The sequence below is a fragment of the Microcella putealis genome (genome assembly GCF_004216575.1).
GTDB lineage: Bacteria > Actinomycetota > Actinomycetes > Actinomycetales > Microbacteriaceae > Microcella > Microcella putealis.
In genome coordinates, this window is record NZ_SGWW01000003.1 from 311,202 (window position 1) to 333,906 (window position 22,705).

21 protein-coding genes are annotated in these 22,705 nt (G+C 71.4%); 14 read left to right on the forward strand and 7 right to left on the reverse strand.

Annotation, left to right across the window (positions count from 1 at the left end; genetic code table 11):
* Nucleotides 1-25: 25 nt before the first annotated feature.
* The 6 genes from EV141_RS08910 (at nucleotide 26) to EV141_RS08935 (ending at nucleotide 8,042) form a co-directional block, all read left to right on the forward strand.
* On the forward strand, nucleotides 26-976 hold the full coding sequence (locus EV141_RS08910) for a 1-phosphofructokinase family hexose kinase (RefSeq protein WP_130485603.1): 951 nt from the start codon (nucleotides 26-28) through the stop codon (nucleotides 974-976).
* A gap of 212 nt (nucleotides 977-1,188) precedes the next feature.
* Entirely contained in the window at nucleotides 1,189-2,517 is a 1,329-nt protein-coding gene (locus EV141_RS08915) for an ABC transporter substrate-binding protein (RefSeq protein WP_130485604.1), read from the forward strand.
* 3 nt (nucleotides 2,518-2,520) lie between these two features.
* Entirely contained in the window at nucleotides 2,521-3,501 is a 981-nt protein-coding gene (locus tag EV141_RS08920) for a carbohydrate ABC transporter permease (RefSeq protein WP_130485605.1), read from the forward strand.
* A gap of 4 nt (nucleotides 3,502-3,505) precedes the next feature.
* Nucleotides 3,506-4,423, forward strand: coding sequence for a carbohydrate ABC transporter permease (locus EV141_RS08925; RefSeq protein WP_130485606.1), 918 nt, complete (start codon nucleotides 3,506-3,508; stop codon nucleotides 4,421-4,423).
* Entirely contained in the window at nucleotides 4,420-6,795 is a 2,376-nt protein-coding gene (locus EV141_RS08930) for a beta-xylosidase/alpha-l-arabinosidase (RefSeq protein WP_130485607.1), read from the forward strand. The genes EV141_RS08925 and EV141_RS08930 overlap by 4 nt, the downstream gene beginning before the upstream one ends.
* Complete coding sequence (locus tag EV141_RS08935) at nucleotides 6,792-8,042, forward strand: endo-1,4-beta-xylanase (protein WP_130485608.1); 1,251 nt, start codon at nucleotides 6,792-6,794, stop codon at nucleotides 8,040-8,042. Before EV141_RS08930 ends, EV141_RS08935 begins: the two co-directional genes overlap by 4 nt.
* Here EV141_RS08935 and EV141_RS08940 read toward each other — a convergent pair.
* The 3 genes from EV141_RS08940 to EV141_RS08950 form a co-directional block, all read right to left on the reverse strand.
* The gene (locus EV141_RS08940; RefSeq protein WP_130485609.1) at nucleotides 8,039-9,157 is read right to left on the reverse strand and encodes a prenyltransferase/squalene oxidase repeat-containing protein; all 1,119 of its coding nucleotides are present in this window, start codon (nucleotides 9,155-9,157) and stop codon (nucleotides 8,039-8,041) included. The genes EV141_RS08935 and EV141_RS08940 overlap by 4 nt on opposite strands.
* 86 nt (nucleotides 9,158-9,243) lie before the next feature.
* A complete protein-coding gene (locus EV141_RS08945) occupies nucleotides 9,244-10,275 on the reverse strand; it encodes a LacI family DNA-binding transcriptional regulator (protein WP_130485610.1) in 1,032 nt (343 codons plus the stop codon).
* Between the two features lie 23 nt (nucleotides 10,276-10,298).
* Nucleotides 10,299-11,513, reverse strand: a complete 1,215-nt coding sequence (locus tag EV141_RS08950) for an ROK family transcriptional regulator (protein WP_241969193.1) — start codon at nucleotides 11,511-11,513, stop codon at nucleotides 10,299-10,301.
* Between the two features lie 109 nt (nucleotides 11,514-11,622).
* Between EV141_RS08950 and xylA the strand changes: the two genes are divergently transcribed.
* The 3 genes from xylA (at nucleotide 11,623) to EV141_RS08965 (ending at nucleotide 15,443) form a co-directional block, all read left to right on the forward strand.
* Nucleotides 11,623-12,813 carry a xylose isomerase gene (xylA, locus tag EV141_RS08955; RefSeq protein WP_130485810.1) on the forward strand — a complete coding sequence of 397 codons (1,191 nt, stop codon included), beginning with the start codon at nucleotides 11,623-11,625 and terminating at the stop codon, nucleotides 12,811-12,813.
* A 138-nt stretch (nucleotides 12,814-12,951) separates the two neighbouring features.
* Nucleotides 12,952-14,499 carry an FGGY family carbohydrate kinase gene (locus EV141_RS08960; protein ID WP_130485611.1) on the forward strand — a complete coding sequence of 516 codons (1,548 nt, stop codon included), beginning with the start codon at nucleotides 12,952-12,954 and terminating at the stop codon, nucleotides 14,497-14,499.
* A 95-nt stretch (nucleotides 14,500-14,594) separates the two neighbouring features.
* Nucleotides 14,595-15,443, forward strand: a complete 849-nt coding sequence (locus EV141_RS08965; RefSeq protein ID WP_130485612.1) for an alpha-E domain-containing protein — start codon at nucleotides 14,595-14,597, stop codon at nucleotides 15,441-15,443.
* On the opposite strand, the gene EV141_RS08970 is transcribed toward EV141_RS08965, so the two are convergent.
* From EV141_RS08970 to EV141_RS08980, 3 genes are read right to left on the reverse strand one after another with little or no spacing between them, the layout of a single operon-like run.
* Entirely contained in the window at nucleotides 15,440-15,694 is a 255-nt protein-coding gene (locus EV141_RS08970; RefSeq protein ID WP_130485613.1) for a hypothetical protein, read from the reverse strand. The two genes, EV141_RS08965 and EV141_RS08970, sit on opposite strands and share 4 nt — an antisense overlap.
* Nucleotides 15,695-15,696: 2 nt before the next feature.
* Nucleotides 15,697-17,025: an MFS transporter gene (locus EV141_RS08975; RefSeq protein WP_241969194.1), complete on the reverse strand. Its 1,329-nt coding sequence runs from the start codon at nucleotides 17,023-17,025 to the stop codon at nucleotides 15,697-15,699.
* 5 nt (nucleotides 17,026-17,030) lie between these two features.
* On the reverse strand, nucleotides 17,031-17,495 hold the full coding sequence (locus EV141_RS08980) for a MarR family winged helix-turn-helix transcriptional regulator (protein WP_130485615.1): 465 nt from the start codon (nucleotides 17,493-17,495) through the stop codon (nucleotides 17,031-17,033).
* Nucleotides 17,496-17,619: 124 nt separating this feature from the next.
* Between EV141_RS08980 and EV141_RS08985 the strand changes: the two genes are divergently transcribed.
* Nucleotides 17,620-18,510 carry an alpha/beta fold hydrolase gene (locus tag EV141_RS08985; RefSeq protein WP_130485616.1) on the forward strand — a complete coding sequence of 297 codons (891 nt, stop codon included), beginning with the start codon at nucleotides 17,620-17,622 and terminating at the stop codon, nucleotides 18,508-18,510.
* Here the strand turns inward: EV141_RS08985 and EV141_RS08990 are convergent.
* Nucleotides 18,507-18,842, reverse strand: coding sequence for a cupin domain-containing protein (locus EV141_RS08990; protein WP_130485617.1), 336 nt, complete (start codon nucleotides 18,840-18,842; stop codon nucleotides 18,507-18,509). The two genes, EV141_RS08985 and EV141_RS08990, sit on opposite strands and share 4 nt — an antisense overlap.
* 22 nt (nucleotides 18,843-18,864) lie before the next feature.
* Here EV141_RS08990 and EV141_RS08995 point away from each other — a divergent pair, with 22 nt between their 5' ends.
* From EV141_RS08995 to EV141_RS09010, 4 genes are all read left to right on the forward strand, one after another.
* Entirely contained in the window at nucleotides 18,865-19,701 is an 837-nt protein-coding gene (locus tag EV141_RS08995; protein WP_130485618.1) for a sulfurtransferase, read from the forward strand.
* Nucleotides 19,702-19,772: 71 nt separating this feature from the next.
* Entirely contained in the window at nucleotides 19,773-20,822 is a 1,050-nt protein-coding gene (locus EV141_RS09000) for a lipoate-protein ligase LplAB (protein WP_130485812.1), read from the forward strand.
* The gene (locus EV141_RS09005; protein ID WP_241969195.1) at nucleotides 20,819-21,859 is read left to right on the forward strand and encodes a FecCD family ABC transporter permease; all 1,041 of its coding nucleotides are present in this window, start codon (nucleotides 20,819-20,821) and stop codon (nucleotides 21,857-21,859) included. Before EV141_RS09000 ends, EV141_RS09005 begins: the two co-directional genes overlap by 4 nt.
* Nucleotides 21,859-22,689 carry a heme ABC transporter ATP-binding protein gene (locus EV141_RS09010; RefSeq protein ID WP_130485619.1) on the forward strand — a complete coding sequence of 277 codons (831 nt, stop codon included), beginning with the start codon at nucleotides 21,859-21,861 and terminating at the stop codon, nucleotides 22,687-22,689. The genes EV141_RS09005 and EV141_RS09010 overlap by 1 nt, the downstream gene beginning before the upstream one ends.
* Nucleotides 22,690-22,705: the final 16 nt, after the last annotated feature.

A 22,705-nucleotide genomic window follows, 5' to 3' on the forward strand; every position in this document is an offset into this window, starting at 1 on the left:
CACCCGCCGTCACTAGCCTGATGACATGTCCGCGCATCCTGCACCGCCGCTGCCGATTACGACGCTGACGATCAATCCGGCGCTCGATGTGAGCACGTCGACGCCGACCGTCATGGCCGAGCACAAGATGCGCTGCGGGCCCAGCCGGCTCGACCCGGGTGGCGGGGGAGTCAACGTCAGCCGCGTCATCGCGCGACTGGGCGGACAGTCGACCGCGATCTACGCGGTGGGCGGGCCGACCGGGCAGGCTTACCGCCAGCTGCTCGAGGCCGAAGGCATCGTGGGTCGCGCCGTGCCGATCGCCGGCTCGACGCGCGAAAACATCACCGTCGATGAGACCGAGACCGGCAAGCAGTTCCGCTTCGTGCTGCAGGGGCCCGAGGTCACCGAGCCCGAGTGGCAGGCGGCGCTGGCCGCCACCCTCTCGACGGCGCGCTTCGGCGGCTACGTGGTGCCGAGCGGCTCGCTGCCGCCCGGGGTGCCCGACGACTTCTACGCGCGCGTGACCCGCGCCGCGCACGAGTCGGGTGCCCGGGTTGTCGTCGATGCCTCGGGTGAGGCGCTCGCCGCCGCGCTCGACGAGGGCGTGTACCTGATCAAGCCGAGTGGCCGCGAGCTGGGCGAGCTGGTCGGCTCCACCCTCAGCACCGTCGCCGAGAAGACGGCGGCAGCGACCGAGCTCGTGGCGCGCGGTCGGGTCGAGGTCGTCGCGCTCACGCTCGGCGGCGACGGCGCGGTGCTCGTGACACGAGACGGTGCCCAGCATTTGGCCCCGCCGCCCATCGAGGTGCACTCGACGGTCGGCGCGGGCGACTCCTTTCTTGCGGGCCTCGTGCTGCGCCTGGCCGAGGGGCGTTCGCTCGAGGTCGCGTTCCGTGCGGGAGTCGCCTGCGGTGCGGCCACGGCGATGACGGCCGCGACAGAGCTGTGCCACGCCGACGACGTGCGCCGGCTGGAAGCGGAGCTCGCCGCCTGACCCGCCCCGCGCATCCGGCGCTGTGCGCGTCGCCGCGGCGACCGCGCGATTCTTTCGGGCGGATGCGCGGTGCCTTTCGCGCGCTCCCGCCCCGTACCCGCCCGTTACCGCTTCGAAATATGTTGTGCTTGACCACAAACGCACCCAAACGTATAGTCAGAACGTCCCCATCACTTTCGGCACTGAAGCCGAAACTTTCGAGAGGTTCAAAGATGAACAGACGAGCACCGAGGCGCTGGGCGGCTGTCGCCCTCACCGGCCTCACGATCGGCGCCCTGGCCGCGTGCTCCCCGGCCGGCGACGGCGGCACGGGCGGTAACGACGGTGGAAGCGGTGACGACGTCACGCTGACCTGGTGGCACAACGGCACCGGCGAGCCCCTCCTGGGCTTCTGGGAAGACGTGGCCGCCGAGTTCGAAGAGGCCAACCCCGGCGTCAACGTCGAGGTCACCGCCTACCAGAACGAAGAACTGCAGCGCACGCTGATCCCGAACCAGCTGCGCACCGGCTCGGGGCTCGACCTCTACCAGCAGTGGGGTGCCGGCGAGCTGGCCGCCCAGGTTGAGGCCGGCTTCGTGAAGGACATCAGCGAAGACGTCGCCGAGCGCGCCGAGGCCATGGGCGGCGTCGTCGCCCCGTGGCAGGTTGACGGCGCCACCTACGGTTTGCCCTTCAACTTCGGTATCTCGGGCTTCTGGTACAACACCGAGCTGTTCGAGCAGGCCGGCATTGAGGGTACGCCCGAAACCCTCGACGAGCTGTACGACGCCATCGACGCCCTGAAGGCCGCCGGCATCACGCCGATCGCCGTGGGTGCGGGCGACGGCTGGCCCGCCGCGCACTACTGGTACCACTTCGCGCTGAAGTCGTGCGCACCCGAGGTGCTGCAGGACGCGCAGAGCAGCTACGACTTCAGCGACCCGTGCTTCCTCGAGGCGGGCGAACTGCTCAACGAGTTCGTTGAGTCCGAGCCCTTCAACGACGGCTTCCTCGCCACCAGCGCCCAGCAGGGTGCGGGTAGTTCGGCCGGTCAGCTCGCCACGGGCGCCGCGGCCATGGAGCTCATGGGCCACTGGAACCCCGGCGTCATGGGCGGCATCCTCCAGGAGGAGACCGGCGACGAGAACGCGACCCCGCCGGAGTTCCTCGGCTGGTTCAACTTCCCGGCGATCGACGGCGCGCAGGGTGACCCGACCGCAGCCCTCGGCGGCGGCGACGGCTTCTCGTGCACCGCGTGGTCGCCCCCGGAGTGCACCGACCTGCTCAACTACATCACGAGCGTTGAGGTGCAGACCCGCTTCGGCGAGATCGGCGCCGGAATCCCCGTGACCCCGGGCAGCGAGGCCGGCATCGCCGACGTCAACCTGCAGCAGGTGCTCGCGGGTCTCCAGGAGTCGACCTACGTGCAGCTCTGGCTCGACACCGCCTACGGCCCGACCGTTGGTGGCGCCATGAACGAGGGCATCGTCAACCTCTTCGGTGGCCAGGGCTCGCCCTCGGCGATCATCGAGAACATGACGAACGCGGCGGCAACGCTGTAACTCATGGCCCTCACCACCACGAGCACCGGGTCCGCGGCAACCGCCGCGGGCCCGGTGCCCCACACCGCGTCCCCCCGTCCGCCGCGCTCGCGGCAGCAGACCCGCGGCCTGCTGCTCATCTGGGCCTTTGTTGCCCCCGCGCTCATCGTCTACGTGACCTTCGTGCTCGTGCCGGTCGCTCTCGCCGCGGTCTACAGCTTCTTCAACTGGAACGGCCTCGGTGCCCTCGACCGCTTCATCGGCGTCGACAACTACGTGCGCGCGCTGACCGACCCGATCTTCCTCGGCGCGATGATGAACAACGGCCTCATCGTCGTCCTGTCCCTGCTCATTCAGGGCCCGCTTGCCATCGGCATCGCGCTGCTGCTCAACCGCCCCCTGCGCGGTCGAGCACTGATTCGCACGCTGATCTTCGTGCCGTACGTCTTGAGTGAGGTCGTGGCGGGTCTCGCCTTCCGCCTCATGCTGCCCCCGGGTGGCCCCTTCGACTCCTTCCTGACCTCCCTCGGCTGGGCGGGCGACAAGCCTCTGTGGCTCGCCGACCCCGACGTGGCGTTCTGGACCCTCTTCGCGGTCATCACCTGGAAATACCTGGGCTTCGCGATCATCCTGATGCTCGCCGGTCTGCAGGGCGTGCCGGAAGAACTCAGCGAGGCCGCCGCGATCGATGGCGCCAGCTGGTGGCAGACCCAGCGTCACATCACGCTGCCGCTGCTCGGGCCCACCATCCGCATCTGGGCGTTCCTGTCGATGATCGGCTCGCTGCAGTTGTTCGACATGGTGTTCATCCTCACCGGCGGCGGCCCGCTGAACGCCACCGAGACGATGGCGACCTACATGGTCGAATACGGCAACGGCCGTTCGCAGATCGGTTACGGCTCAGCCGTCGCCGTCGTGCTCTTCGTCATCTCCCTCGCCATCGCGCTGCTCTACCAGCGCTTCGTCCTGCGTCGCGACCTCCGCGGCGCGATCACGAGGGGTTGACCTCATGACCGCCACGCTTACTCCGGGCGCAGCGCCCAACGCGCCGACCCCGTCGTCGCCGCGAACCCGCCTCGACGACCCGACCCCCGCATCCCGCCGGCGCCGGTTCGATTGGGGCACGCCGTTCGCGTACCTGATCGCCCTCGTCATGTGCGGCATCACGGTCGCACCGGTGATCTACGTCGTCATCAATGGTTTCCGGTCAACGGCGCAGATCAACCGCGACCCCGCGGGTCTTCCCGACCCGTGGGTGGTCACGAACTACCTCGGCGTCTTCAGCGACCCGAACTTCTGGACCCAGTTCGCCAACTCGACGATCGTTGCCGTCGCCACGACGGTCGGCGTGACGCTGCTCGGCGTCATGGCGGCGTTCGTCATCGCGCGCTACCAGTTCTTCGGGCGCACCTTCCTGTTCTCGCTGTTCACCGCCGGCCTCCTCTTCCCGCTGACGGTCGCCGTGCTGCCGCTGTTCACGATGCTGCGCAGCTTCGGCCTGCTCGGCAACCTGTTCGCCGTCATCGGTCCGCAGATTGCCTTCGCGCTGCCGACGACGATCATCATCCTGGTGCCGTTCCTGCGGGCGATTCCGGCTGAGCTCGAAGACGCGGCGCTCATCGACGGCGCCGGTCGCTTCACGTTCTTCTGGCGCGTGTTGTTGCCGCTGTCGTGGCCGGGCCTCATCACGGTGGGCGTGCTCGCCTTCGTCGCCAGCTGGAACGCCTACCTCTTGCCGCTGCTGCTGCTCGGCAACCCGGCGACGGCGACCCTGCCCGTTGGTGTGCAGTACTTCTCGACCGCGTACTCGCAGGACACGGCGGGGGTGCTCGCGTTCACCTCGGTGGCGATGATTCCCGCGCTGCTGTTCTTCACCCTCGCCCAGCGCCGCATCGTCGGCGGGCTGACGGGAGCCGTGAAGGGATGACCATTCACACCGCTCCCGCGCTCGGCACCGACGGCGCGGCCCCCTGGCACGACCGGGCCCTCGAGCCCGAGGCGCGCGTTGAGGCCCTGATCGCCGCCATGACGCTGCGCGAGAAGATCGCCCAGCTCTACGGCGTGTGGGTCGGCGCGGGTGCCGATGGCGGCGACGTCGCCCCGCACCAGCACGACCTCGACGACGCCATCGACCTCGACGAGGTGCTGCCCGATGGTCTCGGTCAGTTGACGCGGCCGTTCGGCACGCATCCGGTGGATGCGGGGGTCGGCGCGCTGAGTCTGCTCACCACCCAGCGTCGTATCGTCGCGGAGAACCGCTTCGGGATTCCCGCGCTCGCGCACGAGGAGTGCCTCGCCGGCTTCGCCGCGTGGGGTGCGACCGCGTATCCCGTGCCGCTGTCGTGGGGTGCCACGTTCAACCCCGCGCTCATCGAGCAGATGGCGACGCGCATCGGCACCGACATGCGTTCGGTCGGCGTGCACCAGGGGCTTGCCCCCGTGCTCGACGTCGTGCGCGACGCCCGTTGGGGCCGCGTCGAAGAGACGATCGGCGAAGACCCGTACTTGGTCGCGACCGTGGGCAGCGCCTACGTGCGCGGCCTCGAGCAGGCCGGCATCGTCGCGACCCTGAAGCACTTCGTCGGCTACTCGGCGTCGCGCGCGGGCCGCAACCTCGCCCCCGTCTCGGTCGGGCCGCGCGAGCTCGCCGACGTACTGCTGCCGCCGTTCGAGATGGCCGTGCGCGAGGGTGGCGCCCGCAGCGTCATGAATTCGTACACCGACCTCGACGGGGTGCCGAGTGCCGCCGACCGCAGCCTGCTCACCGAGCTGTTGCGCGACGAGTGGGGCTTCACCGGCACGGTTGTCGCCGACTACTTCGCCATCGCGTTCCTGAAGCTGTTGCATGGCACCGCGACGAGCTGGGCCGAGGCGGCGGGCGCTGCGCTCGACGCTGGCATTGACGTCGAGCTGCCGACCGTCAAGACCTTCGGCGAACCGCTGCGCCGCGCGATCGATGAGGATATCGTCAGCGAGGCCCTCATCGACACGGCCCTGCGTCGCGTGCTCGCGCAGAAGCTCGACCTCGGGCTGCTCGAGGCCAACTATGACCCCACGCCCGAGGCGCTGCGCGGCGTGACCGCCACCGACGCCGACGGTGTACGCGGGGCCATCGACCTCGACTCTGACGAGAACCGCGCGCTCGCCCGGCAGATCGCCGAGCAGGGCATCGTGCTCGTGAAGAACGACGGGCTCTTGCCGCTCTCCGCCCCCGAGCGTGTGGCGGTGATCGGCCCGAACGCCGACGAGCGCTACGCGATGCTCGGCTGCTATTCGTTCCCGACGCACGTCGTGAGCCAGCATCCGGGAGTCGAGATGGGCATCCATATCGACACCGTTCTGGATGCGGTGCGCGCGGAATTCGCGCACGCGCGCGTCACGCACCTGGCCGGCACCGGCATCGATGACGGGGCCACCGCCGCCATCGGCACCGCGGCCGAGACGGCGAAGAACGCCGACGTCGCGATTCTCGTGCTCGGTGACCGCGCGGGCCTGTTCGGCCGCGGCACGAGCGGCGAGGGCTGCGACGCCGACGACCTGACCCTGCCCGGCGCGCAGCAGCAGCTGCTCGACGCCGTGCTCGCCACCGGCACGCCGATCGTGGTCGTGCTGTTGACGGGCCGGCCGTACGCGCTCGGTGAGGCTCCCGAGAAGGCTGCCGCGATCATCCAGGCGTTCTTCCCGGGTGAGGAGGGCGCCAGCGCGATCGCGGGCATCATCAGTGGCCGGGTGAACCCGTCGGGGCGCCTGCCGGTCAGCATTCCCGCGCACTCGGGCGTGCAGCCGTCGACGTACCTCGCCGCGCCGCTCGCCCGCAAGAGCGGGGTGTCGAACATCGACCCGACCGCCGCGTACCCGTTCGGCCACGGCCTCGGCTACGGCGACGTGGTCTGGACCGACCTCGAGAGCCCCGATGCGACCGTCGCGAGCGACGGCGAGGCGATGCTGTCAATGCGGCTCGTGAACCGCAGCGACCGCGACGCCCATGAGGTCGTGCAGCTCTACGTGCACGACCCGGTGGCGAGTATCGTGCGACCCGTGCAGCGACTCATCGGCTACCAGCGCGTGACCGTGCCGGCGGGCGCGACCGTCCGTGTGGCCGTCACCGTGCCGATGGATCTCACGAGCTTCACCGGCCGCGACCGGCGCCGCATCGTCGAGCCGGGCGAACTCGAATTCGGCTTCGGGCGCTCGAGCGGCGACATTCCGTTGACGCACCGCCTGCGCGTGACGGGGCCCGAGCGCACGCTGGGCGCCGACCGTGCGGTGCACGCTCGGTTCCAGGTGATCGGGGCGTGAACGCGGCCGGACGCGCTGTCGGCGCATCCGACCCGTTCGCGCACCGCCGCGGCGACGCGGTCGTGACGGCGCTCGGCGCCGATGGTGAACCGCTCGCGAACACCGAGATCGTCGTCGAGCAGACCCGGCACGACTTCGGCTTCGGCTGCATCGGCTTCGACCTGATCGACCACGCGAACGGCACGGCCGACGAGTCGCGCCTCGCCGCCGACTGGCTGGGGCTGTTCAACCTGACCGTGCTGCCCTTCTACTGGGGCCTGTTCGAGCCGAAGCGCGGCGAGCCCGACACGGCGCGGTTGCAGCAGGCGGCGCGCTGGTTCCGCGAGCGTGGCGTGCGCGTGAAGGGCCACCCGCTCGTCTGGCACACCGTGAAGGCGGCGTGGCTCGACACGCTTCCGACCGACGAGGTCGAGCGCATCGTGCGCGAGCGGGTGCGGCGCGAGGCGCGCGACTTCGCCGGCCTCGTCGACGAGTGGGATGCGATCAACGAGGTCGTCATCATGCCCGACTTCGTCAACGAGCCCGACGGCGTGCCGAACGCGATCTCGCGGCTCGCGCGGCAGCTGGGCCGCGTCGAGATGGTGCGCCTGGCGGTCGACGAGGCGCGTGCATCCGACCCGGGGGTGCGCCTGCTGCTGAACGATTTCGACCTGTCGGCCGACTACGAGCGGCTCATCGAGCAGGTGCTCGATGCGGACGTCACGATTGACGCGATCGGCGTGCAGACGCACATGCACCAGGGGTTCCGCGGGCAGCAGCTCGTCGAGCTCGCCGACCGCTTCGGCCAGTTCGGGTTGCCCGTGCACTTCACCGAGACGACCCTCTTGTCGGGCGACCTGATGCCCGCCGACATCGTCGACCTCAACGACTACGTGGTCGACGAGTGGCCGTCGACGCCCGAAGGCGAGGCGCGGCAGGCGCTCGAGCTTGAGCAGCACTACCGGATGCTCGTCGGGCACCCGAACGTCGCCTCGATCACCTACTGGGGCATCACCGACCGCGGAGCCTGGCTCGGCGCCCCCGTCGGTCTCGTACGCGCCGACGGCCGCCGCAAGCCCGGCTACGGCGCCCTCCGGCGCCTGATCAAAAACGAGTGGTGGGTCGCGCCGACCGCGGTGCGCACCGACGAGGCAGGCCGCGTCGCTGTCTCCGGCTTCGCCGGCGACTTTCGCGTAACGGCCGCGGATGCGCGGGGCACGTTCGCGCTACCCCTCGGCTCGTCGACGCCGACTGTCGCCGTCGGCTAGGCCCGCGGAACGATCGGCATCTCGCTCGTCGGCGGGATCTCGTTGATCGGATTCGTTTCGAGCGTCGGTGCGCCGGCGAGATCGGCCGGGTCGGCGTCTCCGGTGCTGAGGTCAGCCGCGGGCGCCGCGCCCTGCTCGCCGCGTTCGCCTTCCTGGTCATAGCCGGCCCAGCGCAGCACACGCAGGGCAATGAGCGTCAGCACGGGGCTGTCGTCGCCCACGTCGGGGCTGTACGCGCCGACAAGCGGTAGCCAGTGCAGGCGCTCGCTGTCGGAGTCGACGCTCGGCAGCAGCGCTCCCTGGGCCCAGCGCCCCTTCGGGCCGCGCAGCCGCTCGACCTCGTCGAGGGCGTCGGCGATGCGCGCATCCGCATCGAGGCCCGCCTCGCGCAGAAAATCGAGCCCGCGCAGCACGTCGTAGCGGCGCCCGGGCGGGAAGGCGGGCCGCAGGAAGCTCGGGTCGATGACGTCGCCCGTCGACTTGCGGCGCAGGAGTCCGCGGTCGAGCAGGTAGTCGATGCCGCGCGCGATCGTGTCATCGATCGCCTTGCCCGGATGCACGCGGCTGTACGCGAGGAGGCCCTCGAGCACGCAGATGGTCGAGTGGAAGGACGAGCGCTTGCTGTCGATGTCGCAGTTCCAGCCGCGGTCTTTGCGCTGGCGGGCGGCCACGATGCTCTTCGCGAGAGCCGCCGTGTCGTCGTCATCGACGCCGAAGTAGGCAGCGTTGGCGAGCACGATGCCGTTGATGCAGACCTCGTCGGTGCCGCGGAAGTAGGGCACCTCGCCCGCGGCGTCGTGGGTGACCCGGTCACGCACGAGCTCAACCGCGCGGCGCACGATCGTGTCGTCGGGGTCGACCTGCAGGGCGCGCAGGGTGGCGAGCGCGATCGTCGCCGAGCCCGCGGGGGAGTCGGCCCAGCCGGTCGGTTCGTCGGCGGCCCACGAGCCGTCGTCGCGCTGCGCGTTCAGCAGCGCCCGGCCCCAGCCGGCGTGCGCGATGCGGGCGCGCAGCATCTGCAGCACCTCGGGAGTCTCACCCGAAATGTCGCGGGCGACCCCGTATTCGAGTGCGGGGTCGAGCTTGACGAGCCAGGCGATCGGGTCACGCATCATCGCCCCACCGTAGACCCGGGGCAGCCGCGGGGGGAACGGGTTGCGCTCCCTCCGCGAACGTGCAGGGGGCGACGACCTCTGTGTCGCTACGCGCGCGGCGGCGCCGTCGAGTCGCGCACGACGAGGCTCGTCGCGAGGTCCATGCGGGCGCTGCCCGGAGGATCCTCGCCGCGTGCTGCCGACAGCACGAGCTTCGCCGCCTCGACGCCCATCTGCCGCAGCGGCTGGTGCACGGTGGTCAGGCGCGGGCTCACCCAGCGGCTGAGCGGGATGTCGTCGTAGCCGACGATCGACACGTCGTCGGGCACGGTCAGCCCGAGCGAGCGGGCGGCCTCGAGGGCGCCGAGCGCCTGCAGGTCGCTGCCGGCGAAGATCGCGGTCGGCCGGTCGGGTCGGTCGAGCAGGTGCAGCGCCTGCGTGCGGCCGCCCTCGACGTGGAAGTCGCCGAAGCGCACCCAGTCGTTCTCGATCGTGAGACCGGCCGAGTTCATGGCCGAGCGGTAGCCGTCGAGGCGGGCAAGCGAGCACATCATGTCGCGGGGCCCGGTGATCGCGGCGATGCGGGTGTGGCCGAGTTCGATGAGGTGGCGGGTGGCGGCGAGGCCTCCCGACCAGTTGGCCGAGCCGACCGACGGCACGTCGGGGGAGGGGTCGCCGGCGGGGTCGACGATGACGAACGGAATCGCGCGCGACCGCAGCCGCTCGCGCAGTTCGGGCGGCAGGTCGCTGAACACGAGCACGACGCCGGCCGGGCGGCGCCGCAGCACTCCCTCGAGCCACTCGCTGCCGGGGGAGTGCCGGTCGCCCGTCACCGTCAGCACGACGCTGAGGCCCTGCTCTTTGGCGACCGATTCGACGCCGTCGATGAGTTCCATCGACCAGATGCGGTCGAGTTCGTGGAAGACGAGCTCGATGAGTTCGGCCTTGGTCGTGGTCGCCCCTGAGCGCCGCTGGTAGCCGTGGTGGGCGAGCAGTTCTTCGATGCGGGCGCGCGTTGCCGCGGACACGTCGGGTCGCCCGTTCAGCACCTTCGAGATGGTGGCGAGCGAGACACCGGCCTCGCTGGCCACGTCAGAGAGCGTGACCCGGGGGCTGGTGGCGGGGGCCGTGTTCGACATGTTTCGAACACTACTCTCGAAAGTTACGCTTCCGCGAGTGCGGGCGTGGTGAGCGCGTCGATCGGGTCGGCGATGAGCTCGTCCCACGCCAGTTCGGCGGCGCCGATCAAGAGGCGCTGGGCGCCGAGGGCGGCCGGCTCGATCGTGACCTCCGCGGCCGACGCGGGCAGAGCATCCGCAATGAGGGATGCGCGCTGCGCCTCGTCAGCGCACCGCCAGAGCGCGGCGAGGTGGCCGCCGAGCACGATGCGGTCGGGGTTCACGAAGTTGACGGCGCCGCGCAGGGCGACGGCGAGCCAGCGCAGTTGCCGGGCAACCTCGGTGCGGGCCGCGCCGTCGGCGTCCTCCGCGGCGACCGCCGCGACGAGCGCCTCTTCGAGGGCGTCGTCATCAGGGTGCTCGAGGCCGACCGCCGCAACGAGCGCGTCGCGAGGCGCCAGCGCTTCGAGGCAGCCGCGCGCGCCACACGCGCACAGCGGGCCGGCGGGGTCGAGCCCGAGGTGGCCGAGTTCGCCGGCGTAGCCCGCGGTGCCGTCCATGGGGCGACCGTCAACGACGAGTCCGCCACCGATGCCGCTGGGGCCGCCATTGAGGTAGAGCATGGTGCCGGCGCCGACCCCGGCGCCGAAGGTCTGCTCGGCGCGGCAACCAAGGTGCGCGTCGTTCGAGGCGCTGACCGGCATGCCGAGGGCCTCGGCGAGCGGGGCGGCGAGCGGCTCTTCGCGCCAGCCGAGGTGCGGGGCGAGGCGCACCTGGCCGTCGCGGCGGCGCACGAGGCCCGGCACGGCGACGCCGACGGCGCGCACTTCGACGTGGGGCGCCTCGGCGGCGAGTTCGCGCACGGTCTGCGCGGTGATCGCCACGGTCTCGGCGACGCTCGGCACGTGGTCGAGCGCGACGCGGCGGCGGGCGACGATCTGCCCGCCAAGCGAGACGAGGCCGACGTCGATCACGTCGAGTTCGGGGTTCACGGCGGCGACGACGCGGGTGTCGCTCGGGGCAACCCGAGGGCTGGGGCGGCCGACGCCCGAGCGCGGGGCGTCGTCGCGCTCGTCGACCCAGCCGTGTTCGACGAGCACCGCGACGAGGTCGCCGATGGTCGAGCGGTTGAGGCCGAGGGCGCGGGTGAGATCGGCGCGGGTGACGCCGCCGTGCCGGTGCACGAGCTCGAGCACGGCCGACAGATTGCGGCGGCGGAGGGCTCCGGCATCCATGGGGGTCGGCCTTCTCGGGGTCATGGGTTCCAGTCTGGCGGCAATCGTCGCGCACGTGATACGTTGTGTCAACCAACAAATACGTTCCGCGGTGTCGCAGCGACGCGCCCGCGCTCTGGAGGACAACGCCACCATGGCCCCGACGCCCACCCCCGCAGACAAGTTCACCTTCGGCCTCTGGACCGTCGGCTACAACGGAGCCGACCCCTTCGGCGGCCCCACCCGCGCGCCGCTCGACGTCGTGCACGTGGCCGAAAAGCTCGCCGAACTCGGCGCCTACGGCCTGACGCTGCACGACGACGACCTGTTCGCGTTCGGCTCGTCCGATGCCGACCGGCGGAAGCAGATCGACCGCCTGATCCAGGCGAAAGCGGATACGGGCATCCAGGTGCCCATGATCACCACCAACCTGTTCAGCGCGCCCGTCTTCAAAGACGGCGGATTCACCTCCAACGACCGCGCCGTGCGTCGCTTCGCGCTGCGGAAGGTGCTGCGCAACCTCGACCTCGCCGCCGAGCTCGGTGCGCACACCTTCGTCATGTGGGGCGGCCGCGAGGGCACCGAGTACGACAGCGCCAAGAACGTCGGTGCCGCGATCGAGCGCTACCGCGAGGCCGTCAACATTCTTACCCAGTACGTCACCGACAAGGGCTACGGCATCAAGTTCGCGATCGAGCCGAAGCCGAACGAGCCCCGCGGCGACATCCTGCTGCCGACGCTCGGCCACGCGATGGCGTTCATCGAGACGCTCGAGCACCCGGAGCTCGTCGGCCTCAACCCCGAGGTCGGCCACGAGCAGATGGCGGGCCTCAACTTCACCGCCGGCATCGCGCAGGCGCTCGAGGCGGGCAAGCTGTTCCACATCGACTTGAACGGCCAGCGCGGCATCAAGTACGACCAAGACCTCGTCTTCGGTCACGGCGACCTGCACAACGCGTTCTCGCTCGTCGACCTGCTCGAAAACGGCGGCCCGAACGGCGGATCGGCCTACGACGGCCCCCGCCACTTCGACTACAAGCCCTCGCGCACCGAAGACGAGACCGGCGTGTGGGAGAGCGCGAAGGCGAACATGCGCACCTACCTGCTGCTCAAGGAGCGCGCCGCTGCCTTCCGCGCCGACCCCGAGGTGCAGGAGGCGCTCGCTGCCGCCCGCGTCGCCGAATTGTCGCAGCCGACCCTCGGTGAGGGCGAGACGATCGACGAGCTGCTCGCCGACCAGTCGGCGTACGAGGGCTTCGACTCGGGCGCCTACTTCAATGGCAAGGGCTTCGGCTTCGTGCGCCTGCAGCAGCTCGCCACCGAGCACCTGATGGGCGCGCGCTAGCCGCCACACGTTCGCGCCGGGTCGCCCTGTCTGCGGCCCGGCGCGCCTCGACCCCGGTGGGCCGGGCGCGCGCAGTACCGTTCAGCCGCGTGCGTCCAGCCCGCCGGCTTTGTCCACCCCGCCCACCCGGAGGCCCGCATGACCCTCGTCGCCGGAGTCGACTCGTCGACCCAGAGCTGCAAAGTGCTGATCGTCGATGCTGCCTCGGGGCGCGTCGTCCGCGAGGGGCGCGCCGCGCATCCTGACGGCACGGCCGTTCCGCCCGAGGCGTGGTGGCGGGCGCTCGCCGAGGCGATCGACGCCGCCGGCGGGCTCGCCGACGTCGACGCGATCGCGATCGGCGGGCAACAGCACGGCATGGTGGCGCTGGATGCTGACGGTCGCGTCATCCGCGACGCCCTGCTCTGGAACGACACGCGGTCCGCTGCGGCAGCCGCGGCCCTGACGGACGAGCTCGGCGCCGCCGAGTACGCGCGCCGCACGGGCTCGGTGCCGGTCGCCTCGTTCACCGCCACGAAGCTGCGCTGGCTGCGCGACGCCGAACCCGAGAACGCCGCCCGCGTCGCGGCGGTCGCGCTGCCGCACGACTGGCTGACGTGGCGCCTGCGCGGCTACGGGCCCACGGGTGAGAGCCCGCTGGGGCCGGTGCTCGACGAACTCGTCACGGACCGCTCGGATGCCAGCGGCACCGCGTATTTCGACACCGCGCGCGGCGAGTACGACCTCGAGCTGGCTCAGCTCGCGCTCGGCCGCCCTGCCCGCGCTGCCGACCCGTCCCGTGAGGCTGACCCGGCTCGCGCCGCCGCGCAACCCGACCCGACCGCCGCCTCCGCCCACCCCACCTCCGCCGACTCGGTACGTTTTGCAGGAATCCAGCTCCCTCGCGTGCTGGGACCCGCGGAATTCCGTGTGGTCGACGCCCCGATTCCTGCAATACGTACTCTCCGGCCCGGCACCCGGGTCGGTGCGGGCGCCGGTGACAACGCCGCCGCAGCCCTCGGCCTCGACGCTCGCCCTGGTGACGTCGTCGTCTCGATCGGCACGAGCGGCACCGTCTTCGCGGTGAGTGAGACCCCCGTTGCCGACCCGAGCGGCGCGGTTGCTGGCTTCGCCGACGCCGCCGGAGCCTTCCTGCCCCTCGTCGCCACCCTCAACGCGGCCCGCGTGCTCGATGCCGTCGCGCGCCTGCTCGGCGTCGACCACGGGCAGCTCGCCGAGCTCGCCCTCGCCGCCGCGCCTGGCGCGGGCGGCGTCGTGCTCCAGCCCTACTTCGAGGGCGAGCGCACCCCGAACCTGCCCGACGCCACCGCGAGCCTCTTCGGCCTGACTCTCGCCTCCACCACGCGCGAGAACCTCGCCAGGGCTGCCGTCGAGGGCATGCTCTGCGGGCTGGCCGACGGCCTCGATGCGGTGACCCGTCTCGGGGTGCCGGCCGCGAGCATCCGCCTGATTGGGGGTGCGGCGCGCAGTCGCGCGGTCGGCGCCGTCGCCGCGCAGGTGTTCGGGCTGCCCGTCGTGATCCCCGAGCCGGGTGAGTACGTCGCCCGCGGCGCCGCCGTGCAGGCCACCTGGGTGCTGACCGGCGAACGCCCAAGCTGGCCGCTCGACACCTGGGCCGAGCTCGCCGCCGACCCCCGCCCCGAGGTGCGCGCCCAGTACGCGGCCCACGCCGTGCGCACCGCTTGACGCCGCCGGCCCGCACCGCGGCCCACGCCGTCACCTCGCGGTAACACCCGCGCAACACGACCGGTCTACCGTCAGCGGTGACGGGAGGGGGTCGCATGCCGGGCCGCACCGCCGACAACGTGTACGCGGTCGGCGCTCTCGTCGAGCGCGCTGACGCCGTCGCCCTCATCATTGACGCCGATCGGGCGCGCGCTGATGGTGCCGAGGCCGCGGCCCTCGCGGCGAGCGTCGTCGACCGTGCCCGCCCCGATTCGATCGCGTTCGCGTTCGCGACGGCGCGCGAGCAGGCGCGTCGTGCCCGTGGGATGCTCGGGGCCGACGTGCGCGAAGCCCTCGATGCGACGCGCGCGCGCATGCCGCGCAAGGTTGTTCCCGAGAAGCTGCACGAGTTTCTGACGTGGACCCGCGAGCGCGCCGCCCTCGTCACCGGCATCGTCGAGGCTTCGGCCGCCCGCGACGACACGTACCACCTATTCACGCTCGGCCGGGCAAGCACCCGGGCGCTCGTCACCGTGCGCACGCTCGCCGAGCGGGCGCCGACCGCGGTGGAGCCGGGCGACGCCGCTGCCCTGCTGCGCGCGTGTGGGGCGCTTGAGATCTTCCGCGCCCGCTCGGCCGCCGAGCCGACCCTCGCCGACGTTGAGGTGCTGCTGCTCACTGACCCCGGGGTTCCGCACGGCCTGCCGTACGCGCTGGCCGCGATCGACCGCGCGGTCGCCGCCCTCGGCGGTGCGGTCGATCGCGCCGACACTGCTCGCGCCGGCGCGGATTTCGGCGCGCCCCCGTTGCGCTCCGCGACGGACGCGCTCGACCCCGCCCCGCGCATCCCGCCGCCCATGACGCTGGATGCGCTCCCCGCGATTCGAGACGCCGTCGCGGCGCGCGTCGACGCGGCCGCCGCGATGGTGGGCGCCGGGGGGCGCGTCGTGGCGTCGCGCCGCTAGGCCGGCGCCTCGCTCGGCACCGGGCACCGCAGCCGACTGGGCGTCGTGCCGACCCCGCGCGCGACCGTGTGTTCGGCCATGAGGCGTCCGCAGAGCGGGCACGTGGGGTCAGTGGGCGCCTCGTACGGCGCCTCCTCGCGCCCGGCGCCGACGGCGGCCGGCCCGGTCGCCTTCCACATCAGCCGCCCGAACGCACCCCAGAAGCCGGGGGTGTCGTTGAACGGATTCAGCGGATTACGTGTGCGCGCCACCCCTACACCCGCCGCGACTCGGCTTCGACGATCGCGATCTCCTGCGTCGCCGTCTCGCGGTCGCGCTCGTCGCCGTCGAAGCGGATGCGGAACCGCGGTGCGTACCAGCGCGCGTCGAGATCGGCGCGACGGATGCGCAGGTTCTGCGTCACGCGCATCCACGCGATGGCGACGATCGCGGCGATGACGCCCGCGACGGCGCCCACGCCGATCGCCCAGCGCGCGCCGAGCTCGTTCGCGATGAGGCCGAGCAGCGGCCCGCCGATCGGGGTGCCGCCCATGAAGATCATGAGATAGAGCGACATCACACGACCGCGAATCGCGGGCCGCGTCGTCGTCTGCACGTACGCGTTCGCCGAGGTGATCATGGTGAGCGCGAAGAATCCGACGGGCGCCAAGGATGCGGTGAATAGTTCAAAGGTCGGCATCAGCGCGGCGATCACCATCGTTGCCGAGAAGCCGAGCGTGGCCCCCACGATGACGCGCAGGCGCGGCCGGTCACGGCGGGCCGAGAGCAGGGCCCCGGTCACCGAACCGATGGCGATCACCGACGACATGAGGCCGAACTCACCGGCCCCACGGTTGAACTCGACGCTCGCCATCGTCGCGGTAAAGATCGCGAAGTTGAAGCCGAAGGTGCCGAGCATGAACACCATCGCGAAGATCACCATGAGGTCGCCGCGGCGCCGCACGTAGGCGAGGCCCTCACGGAACTGCCCGCGCGACTTTTTGTCTTTCTTCATGGGGTGCAGCTCGTTTTCGCGCAGCAGGTACAGCGCGATGAGCATCGCCAGGAAGGTGAAGGCGTTGATGACGATGACCCAGCCGGCACCGACGAGCACGGTCAAGAACCCGGCGACGGCGGGGCCGATGAGGCGCGCGGTGTTGAACGACGCCGAGTTGAGGGCGACGGCGTTCGGCAGGTCTTTCACGCCGACGAGCTCGCCGACGAACGTCTGCCGGGCGGGCGCGTCGATCGCGGTCGTGATGCCGAGGCCGAGGGCGAAGAGGTAGACCATCCAGAGTTCGGCGATGCCCGTGACGATGATGAGGCCGAGCCCTAAGGCGAGCACGGCGAGCGTGATCTGGGTCGCGGCGAGCAGTTTTCGGCCCGAGATGCGGTCGGCCAAGATGCCGGCGTAGGGGCCGATGAGCAGGGCCGGCCCAAACTGCAGCGCCATCGTGATGCCGACCGCGACGGCGTCGTTGTCGGTCAGCTCGGTGAGCACGTACCAGTCTTGGGCGGTGCGCTGCATCCAGGCGCCGATGTTCGAGATCAGCGCGCCGGCGAACCAGATGCGATAGTTCACGCCGGCCAGCGAGCGGAACATCGCGTTCAACTGTCGGCTAGCTTCCGCAGTACGGGGCGGGCGGCTTCGAGCGCCGCGCGCTCGTCTGCCGTGAGCTCGTCGAGCCGGTCATGGAACCACTGCGTGCGCAGGCGCCGCGTTTCGGCGACGACCTGTTCGCCCGCGTCGGTCAGCGTGACCCACACGCACCGTGCATCCTCGTCGCTGGGCGTGCGGGCGACGAGCCCGCCGCCCTCGAGCGCGTTGACGGTGCGGTTCATGGCGGGGGCGCTCACCCGCTCGCGTTCAGCGAGCTGCCCCGGCGTCATGCGCCCGTCGGTGGTGAGCAGCCACAGCACGCCGAGCTGGCTGTCGGTGATGCCGTCGCCGCCACGTTCGCTGCGGATGCGCCGCGCGAGTTTCTGAATCAGCACGCGCAGTTCTTCGTCGGGGTCGGTCGACGCGGGCGGCGTGCCGGAGGGGGCGGGGGGAGGAGGCGGAGCAGTCGTCATGGCAACTCATTACCCTAGTTCATTACCTTGGGTAACGACTGTGCGCGGGCGCGTTCGGTTACTGAGCGCCGCACGCAGCGCTCGGTGCATGGATGCGCGTACGCTGGCCGCAGGGAGGCCAGAGATGGTGAAATTCATCGCCGAACGCGACCACCGCACGTTCGTCGACGACCACGGCGTCACGGTGCACTACTACGTGTGGTCGCCCGGCAAACCGCGGGGCGTCGTGCAGATCGCGCACGGGGTCGGCGAGCACGCGCTGCGCTACGAGGCGCTCGCGCAAGATCTCGTCAACCGCGGCTACGCCGTCTACGCCGACGACCACCGCGGCCACGGCGCCACGGGCGTCGAGCAGTGGGCCGGCGACCTCACGCGTATCGGCAAACTCGGGGTCGGGGGCCTGCGCGCGACGCAGCAGAACCTGCGCGACCTCGCCACGATCATCCGCCGCGAGCGTGGAGCCCTGCCGCTCGCCCTCGTCGCCCACTCGTGGGGCTCGCTGATGGCGCAGAACCTGCTGAACGCGGGCAACCACCCGTGGGACGCGGTCGCGCTCACCGGCACCGCCCACCGCACGCCGCGCGGCATGAACGGCGGCGACCTGAACGCCCGGCACAAGCACCTCGGCACCACGGGCGCCGAGTGGCTGAGCCGCGACCCCGAGGTGGCTGCGGCGTTCGTCGCCGACGAGCTGACGACCGACGCGAAGGTGCTGACCCTGTTCGGCCTGCGCGACGCGTTGCGCCTCTACGGCCGGCCCTCGAAGCTTGACCGCGACATCCCGCTGTTGATCGTGGTCGGCGACGACGACCCGCTCGGCGGCGAGGCGAGCGCGAAGAAGTTGGCAGATGACTACCTGCGCCGCGGCGGCCTGAGCGACGTCGAGCTGATCGTCTACCCGGGGGCGCGGCACGAGGTCTTCAACGAGACCAACCAGCAAGAGGTGCGCGACGACCTCATCGCGTGGCTCGACGCGCGCCTGTTCGACGGAGCCCGCGCGACCGGAACGGCCTAGCCCCGCGGCACCTGCGTCAGTAGCAGGGCGCTCGCCTCGTGCGCCTCGACGCGGTGGCGCGCCTGCGGAATCGGCATCAGCCGCCCCGCCGCCAGCGGAAACTCGTGTCCGTCGGCGAACAGCGTGACCGAGCCGGCGAGCACCTGCAGGGTGGCGTCTCCGGGGTTGTCGTGCTCGGGCAGTGTGCCCCCGGCCGCGAGGCCGATGCCGACGACGCGCACCCGATCGCCGAACGCGTCGAGCGGTTTCACGACGCGCCCCGACGGCTCGACGGCCGCCTCATTCATCAGCCACGTCGTGAGCAGGGTGAGGTCGTGCATGACGGGATCCATGCCCGCACCCTAGCCTGAGGGCATGTTGCCGCCGATTGTCTCGCCCGAGTGGTTCGCCGAGCACCGCGACGAGGTGGTCGTCGCCGACGTGCGCTGGTACCTCGACGGGCGCTCGGGTCGCGAAGCGCACGAGGCCGGTCACATTCCCGGAGCCGTGTTCGTCGACCTCGACGCCTGGCTCGCTGCCCCCGCCACCCGCGAAGACGGCCGCCACCCCTTGCCCGACCCCGCCGTCTTTGCGATGGGTCTCGGCGCGCTCGGCATCGGCGACGAGGATGCGGTGGTCGCCTACGACGACGCCGGTGGCGTCATCGCCGCGCGCCTCGTCTGGATGCTGCGCGCCGTCGGTTACGACGCCGCCCTCCTCGACGGGGGCCTGGATGCGTGGGTCGCCTCGAACGGACGCGACGCGCTCGACACGGGCCCCGTCCCGACGCGGCCGCGGTCGCTGTCGACGCGGGCCTGGCCCGCCGAGAAGCTGGCCGACCTCGACGAGGTGAGCCGCGCATCCGCCGACCACGGGCCTGTGCTGATCGACGCTCGGGCCCCGGAGCGATTCCGCGGCGACGAGGAGCCGGTCGACGCGCGCGCCGGGCACATCCCGGGCGCGGTCAACCTGCCGACCCGCGACCACGTCGGCCCCGACGGCCTGCACCTCGCCCCGGAGGTGCTGCGCGAGCGCTTCGCAGCGGCGGGCGCAGCCGAGCGCGAGGTCATTGCCTACTGCGGCTCGGGCGTCACCGCCTGCCACACCCTGCTCGCCCTGGAACACGCGGGCCTGCCCGCCGGGCGCCTCTACGCCGGCTCGTGGTCGCAGTACGCGGCCGCCGCGCACCTCCCTGTCGCCACCGGCGAGTAGTCGAGCTCGCGCCGACCGGCCCCTCATCAGCGCGGCTCACTAGGCTTCGTGGCATGAGCGCTGACAGCCCCCTGCACGGCGAGTACAAGGTCCCTGGCGGAAAGCTGGTCGTCGTCGACCTGACGATCGACGGCGACCGCATCGCGAGCATCCGCATCGCCGGCGATTTCTTTGTCGAGCCCGACGAGACGATCGCCGAGATGGAGCGGGCGGTGCTCGGGATGCGCGCCGACAGCGACGCCGGATCGCTCACCCAGGCGCTCGCCGACGCGGTGCCGGCCGGGGCGCAGCTGCTCGGGTTCAGCCCCGAGGCCGTCGCCACGACGATTCGCCGCGCGGTGAACAGCGCCACCACGTTCGCCGACCACGAGTGGCAGCTGCTGCGCGGGCCGGCGCTGAAGCCGGTGCAGCAGATGGCGACCGACCAGGTGCTGACCGAGGAGGTCGGGGCCGGGCGCCGCGGCCCCACCCTGCGCATCTGGGAGTGGGCGAGCCCCGCCGTCGTGATCGGCTCGTTCCAGAGTGTGAAGAACGAGGTCGACCTCGACAACGCCGCGAAGTTTGGCTTCGAGGTCGTGCGCCGCGTCTCGGGCGGCGGCGCCATGTTCATCGAGCCGCAGTCGGCCATCACCTACTCGCTGTACGCGCCGATCGACCTCGTGAAGGGCATGAGCTTCGCCGAGTCGTACGCCTTCCTCGACAGCTGGGTGCTGACCGCGCTACAAGACCTCGGCATCGACGCCAGTTACGTGCCGCTCAACGACATCGCGAGCCCCGCCGGCAAGATCGGCGGTGCCGCCCAGAAGCGGCTCGGCGCCGGGGCCGTACTGCACCACACGACCATGTCATACGACATGGACGGCGACCGCATGGTGCAGGTGCTGCGCATCGGCCGCGAGAAGCTCAGCGACAAGGGCATCGCGAGCGCCAACAAGCGCGTCGACCCGCTCAAGTCGCAGACCGGCATGAGTCGCGACGCCATCATCGACTCGCTCGTCGACACCTTCGACCGCCTCTACGGCCTCACCGAGGGCGCCATCACCGCCGACGAGCAGGCGCGCATCGACGAGCTCGTGGCCGAAAAGTTCAGCACGCCCGACTGGATCAACCGGGTTCCGTGAGGTCGCGGCTGCGCGGCACCGCGCTCACGCTGCTGCTGGCCGGCCTGCTGGTCGGCGGCATCGTGGCGAGCGCGATCACCGGGCAGCTGGCGATCGCGCCCACCGAGGTGCTCGGGTCACTGTTGCGTGCCGTCGGCATTGAGAACGGATGGGCGCCCACCGATCCGATCGTCGAGTCGACGCTGTGGGTGGTCCGCTTCCCCCGCATCGTGATGGGGCTCATGGTGGGGGCAGCGCTCGCCGTCGCCGGTGCCGTCATGCAGGCAATCTTCGGCAACCCGCTGGCCGAGCCGGGCGTCGTGGGCGTGTCCTCAGGAGCCGCGCTCGGCGCATCCATTGCGATCACGATCGGGGCGAGTGTTTTGGGCGGCCCGGGGGTTGCGGTGTTCGCCTTCCTCGGCGGGCTCGTCGCGACCCTGCTCGTCTACGCCGTCGCGCGGGCCGGTGGCCGCACCGAGGTGGTCACGCTGCTGCTCACGGGCATCGCCATCAACGCCTTCGCGCAGGCGGGCATCGCCTTCGTGCTGTTCATCGCCGACTCGGCGAGCCGCGAGCAGATCGTCTTCTGGCAACTCGGCTCGATCGCCGGGGCCCTCTGGGGTCAGGTGCTGCTCGTCGGCGGGGTCGCCGTGCTGGGCACGGTGGGCGCGCTGCTGCTTGCCCGGCAACTCGACCTGCTCGCGCTCGGCGAGCGCAGCGCCCGCCAGCTCGGGGTGAACGTCGAGCGCCTGCGCATCGTCGCGATCGTGCTGGTCGCCCTGCTGACCGGGGCCGCCGTCGCCTTCACCGGGATCATCGCCTTCGTGGGGCTCGTCGTGCCGCACATCATCCGCATGATCATCGGCCCCGCCCACCGGGGCCTCATCGTCGCGAGCGCCGTCGGCGGTGGGGCGCTGCTCGTCATCGCCGACCTCTTGACGCGCACCCTCATCGCCGGGGCCGAGCTACCCATCGGCATGCTCACCTCGCTGGTCGGCGGGCCGTTCTTCTTCTACCTGCTCTATCGCCAGCGCCGTCGCAGCGGGGGGTGGGCGTGATGAGTGACCTTCCCGGCACGCCCGCGACCGGCTCGATTCCCGCCGTTGCGGCCGAGCAGCGCGCGGTCATCACGGCGCGCGGACTCGGCGTCGTGCGCGACGGACGGCAGATCCTCTCCGACGTCACCCTCGAGGTGCGCACGGGGGAGGTGCTCGCGCTCGTCGGCCCGAACGGTGCGGGCAAGACGACGCTGCTCGGTGCGCTCAGCGGCGAGCTTGACTACAGCGCGGGCACGGTGCTGCTCGACGACAAGCGCATCGACGACTATCGCCCCCTCGACCTCGCGCGCCGTCGGGCCGTGCTGAACCAGGCGAACGACGTGAGCTTCCCCTTCCTCGTGCGCGAGATCGTCGCGATGGGCCGCAACCCCTGGGTGCGCACGCCGCAGTTCGCCGCCGACGACGAGGCCATCGCCGAGGCGGTGCGCACGGCCGACGTCGCGCACCTGGTTGACCGCCGCTTCACCGCGCTGTCGGGCGGTGAGCGGGCCCGCGTTGCCCTCGCCCGCGTGCTCGCACAGCGCACCGAGGTGGTGTTCTTGGACGAGCCGACGGCGGCGCTCGACCTGCGCCATCAAGAAGACGTCATGCGCGCATCCCTCGCCCTGGCACGGGCGGGGCGCGCGGTCGTCGTCGTGCTGCATGACCTGTCGCTCGCGGCCGCGTACGCCGACCGCGTGGGCATGATCACCGGCGGAACGCTCGCCGCCATCGGCACGCCGAACGAGGTGTTGACGGCTGAGCGCGTGGGTCGCGCCTACGGGCTCGGGGTGCGTATCTACCACCCGACGCCCGGCTCGCGGCCGGTGATCCTCCCGCTGCGCGACTAGCGCGACTAGCGCGACA

Bases quoted from the DNA above. Each gene is read 5' to 3' on its own strand.
- EV141_RS08980 (WP_130485615.1), bottom strand. From the start codon at position 17,495: ATGACGACTGCTCCGCCTCCTCCCCCCGCCCCCTCCGGCACGCCGCCC.
- EV141_RS08930 (WP_130485607.1), top strand. From the start codon at position 4,420: ATGACCATTCACACCGCTCCCGCGCTCGGCACCGACGGCGCGGCCCCC.
- EV141_RS08940 (WP_130485609.1), bottom strand. From the start codon at position 9,157: ATGATGCGTGACCCGATCGCCTGGCTCGTCAAGCTCGACCCCGCACTC.
- EV141_RS08985 (WP_130485616.1), top strand. From the start codon at position 17,620: ATGGTGAAATTCATCGCCGAACGCGACCACCGCACGTTCGTCGACGAC.
- EV141_RS08960 (WP_130485611.1), top strand. From the start codon at position 12,952: ATGACCCTCGTCGCCGGAGTCGACTCGTCGACCCAGAGCTGCAAAGTG.
- EV141_RS08965 (WP_130485612.1), top strand. From the start codon at position 14,595: ATGCCGGGCCGCACCGCCGACAACGTGTACGCGGTCGGCGCTCTCGTC.
- EV141_RS08925 (WP_130485606.1), top strand. From the start codon at position 3,506: ATGACCGCCACGCTTACTCCGGGCGCAGCGCCCAACGCGCCGACCCCG.
- EV141_RS09010 (WP_130485619.1), top strand. From the start codon at position 21,859: ATGAGTGACCTTCCCGGCACGCCCGCGACCGGCTCGATTCCCGCCGTT.
- EV141_RS08915 (WP_130485604.1), top strand. From the start codon at position 1,189: ATGAACAGACGAGCACCGAGGCGCTGGGCGGCTGTCGCCCTCACCGGC.
- EV141_RS08920 (WP_130485605.1), top strand. From the start codon at position 2,521: ATGGCCCTCACCACCACGAGCACCGGGTCCGCGGCAACCGCCGCGGGC.
- EV141_RS08990 (WP_130485617.1), bottom strand. From the start codon at position 18,842: ATGGATCCCGTCATGCACGACCTCACCCTGCTCACGACGTGGCTGATG.
- EV141_RS08995 (WP_130485618.1), top strand. From the start codon at position 18,865: ATGTTGCCGCCGATTGTCTCGCCCGAGTGGTTCGCCGAGCACCGCGAC.
- EV141_RS08945 (WP_130485610.1), bottom strand. From the start codon at position 10,275: ATGTCGAACACGGCCCCCGCCACCAGCCCCCGGGTCACGCTCTCTGAC.
- EV141_RS08910 (WP_130485603.1), top strand. From the start codon at position 26: ATGTCCGCGCATCCTGCACCGCCGCTGCCGATTACGACGCTGACGATC.
- EV141_RS08975 (WP_241969194.1), bottom strand. From the start codon at position 17,025: ATGTTCCGCTCGCTGGCCGGCGTGAACTATCGCATCTGGTTCGCCGGC.
- EV141_RS08950 (WP_241969193.1), bottom strand. From the start codon at position 11,513: ATGACCCCGAGAAGGCCGACCCCCATGGATGCCGGAGCCCTCCGCCGC.
- xylA (WP_130485810.1), top strand. From the start codon at position 11,623: ATGGCCCCGACGCCCACCCCCGCAGACAAGTTCACCTTCGGCCTCTGG.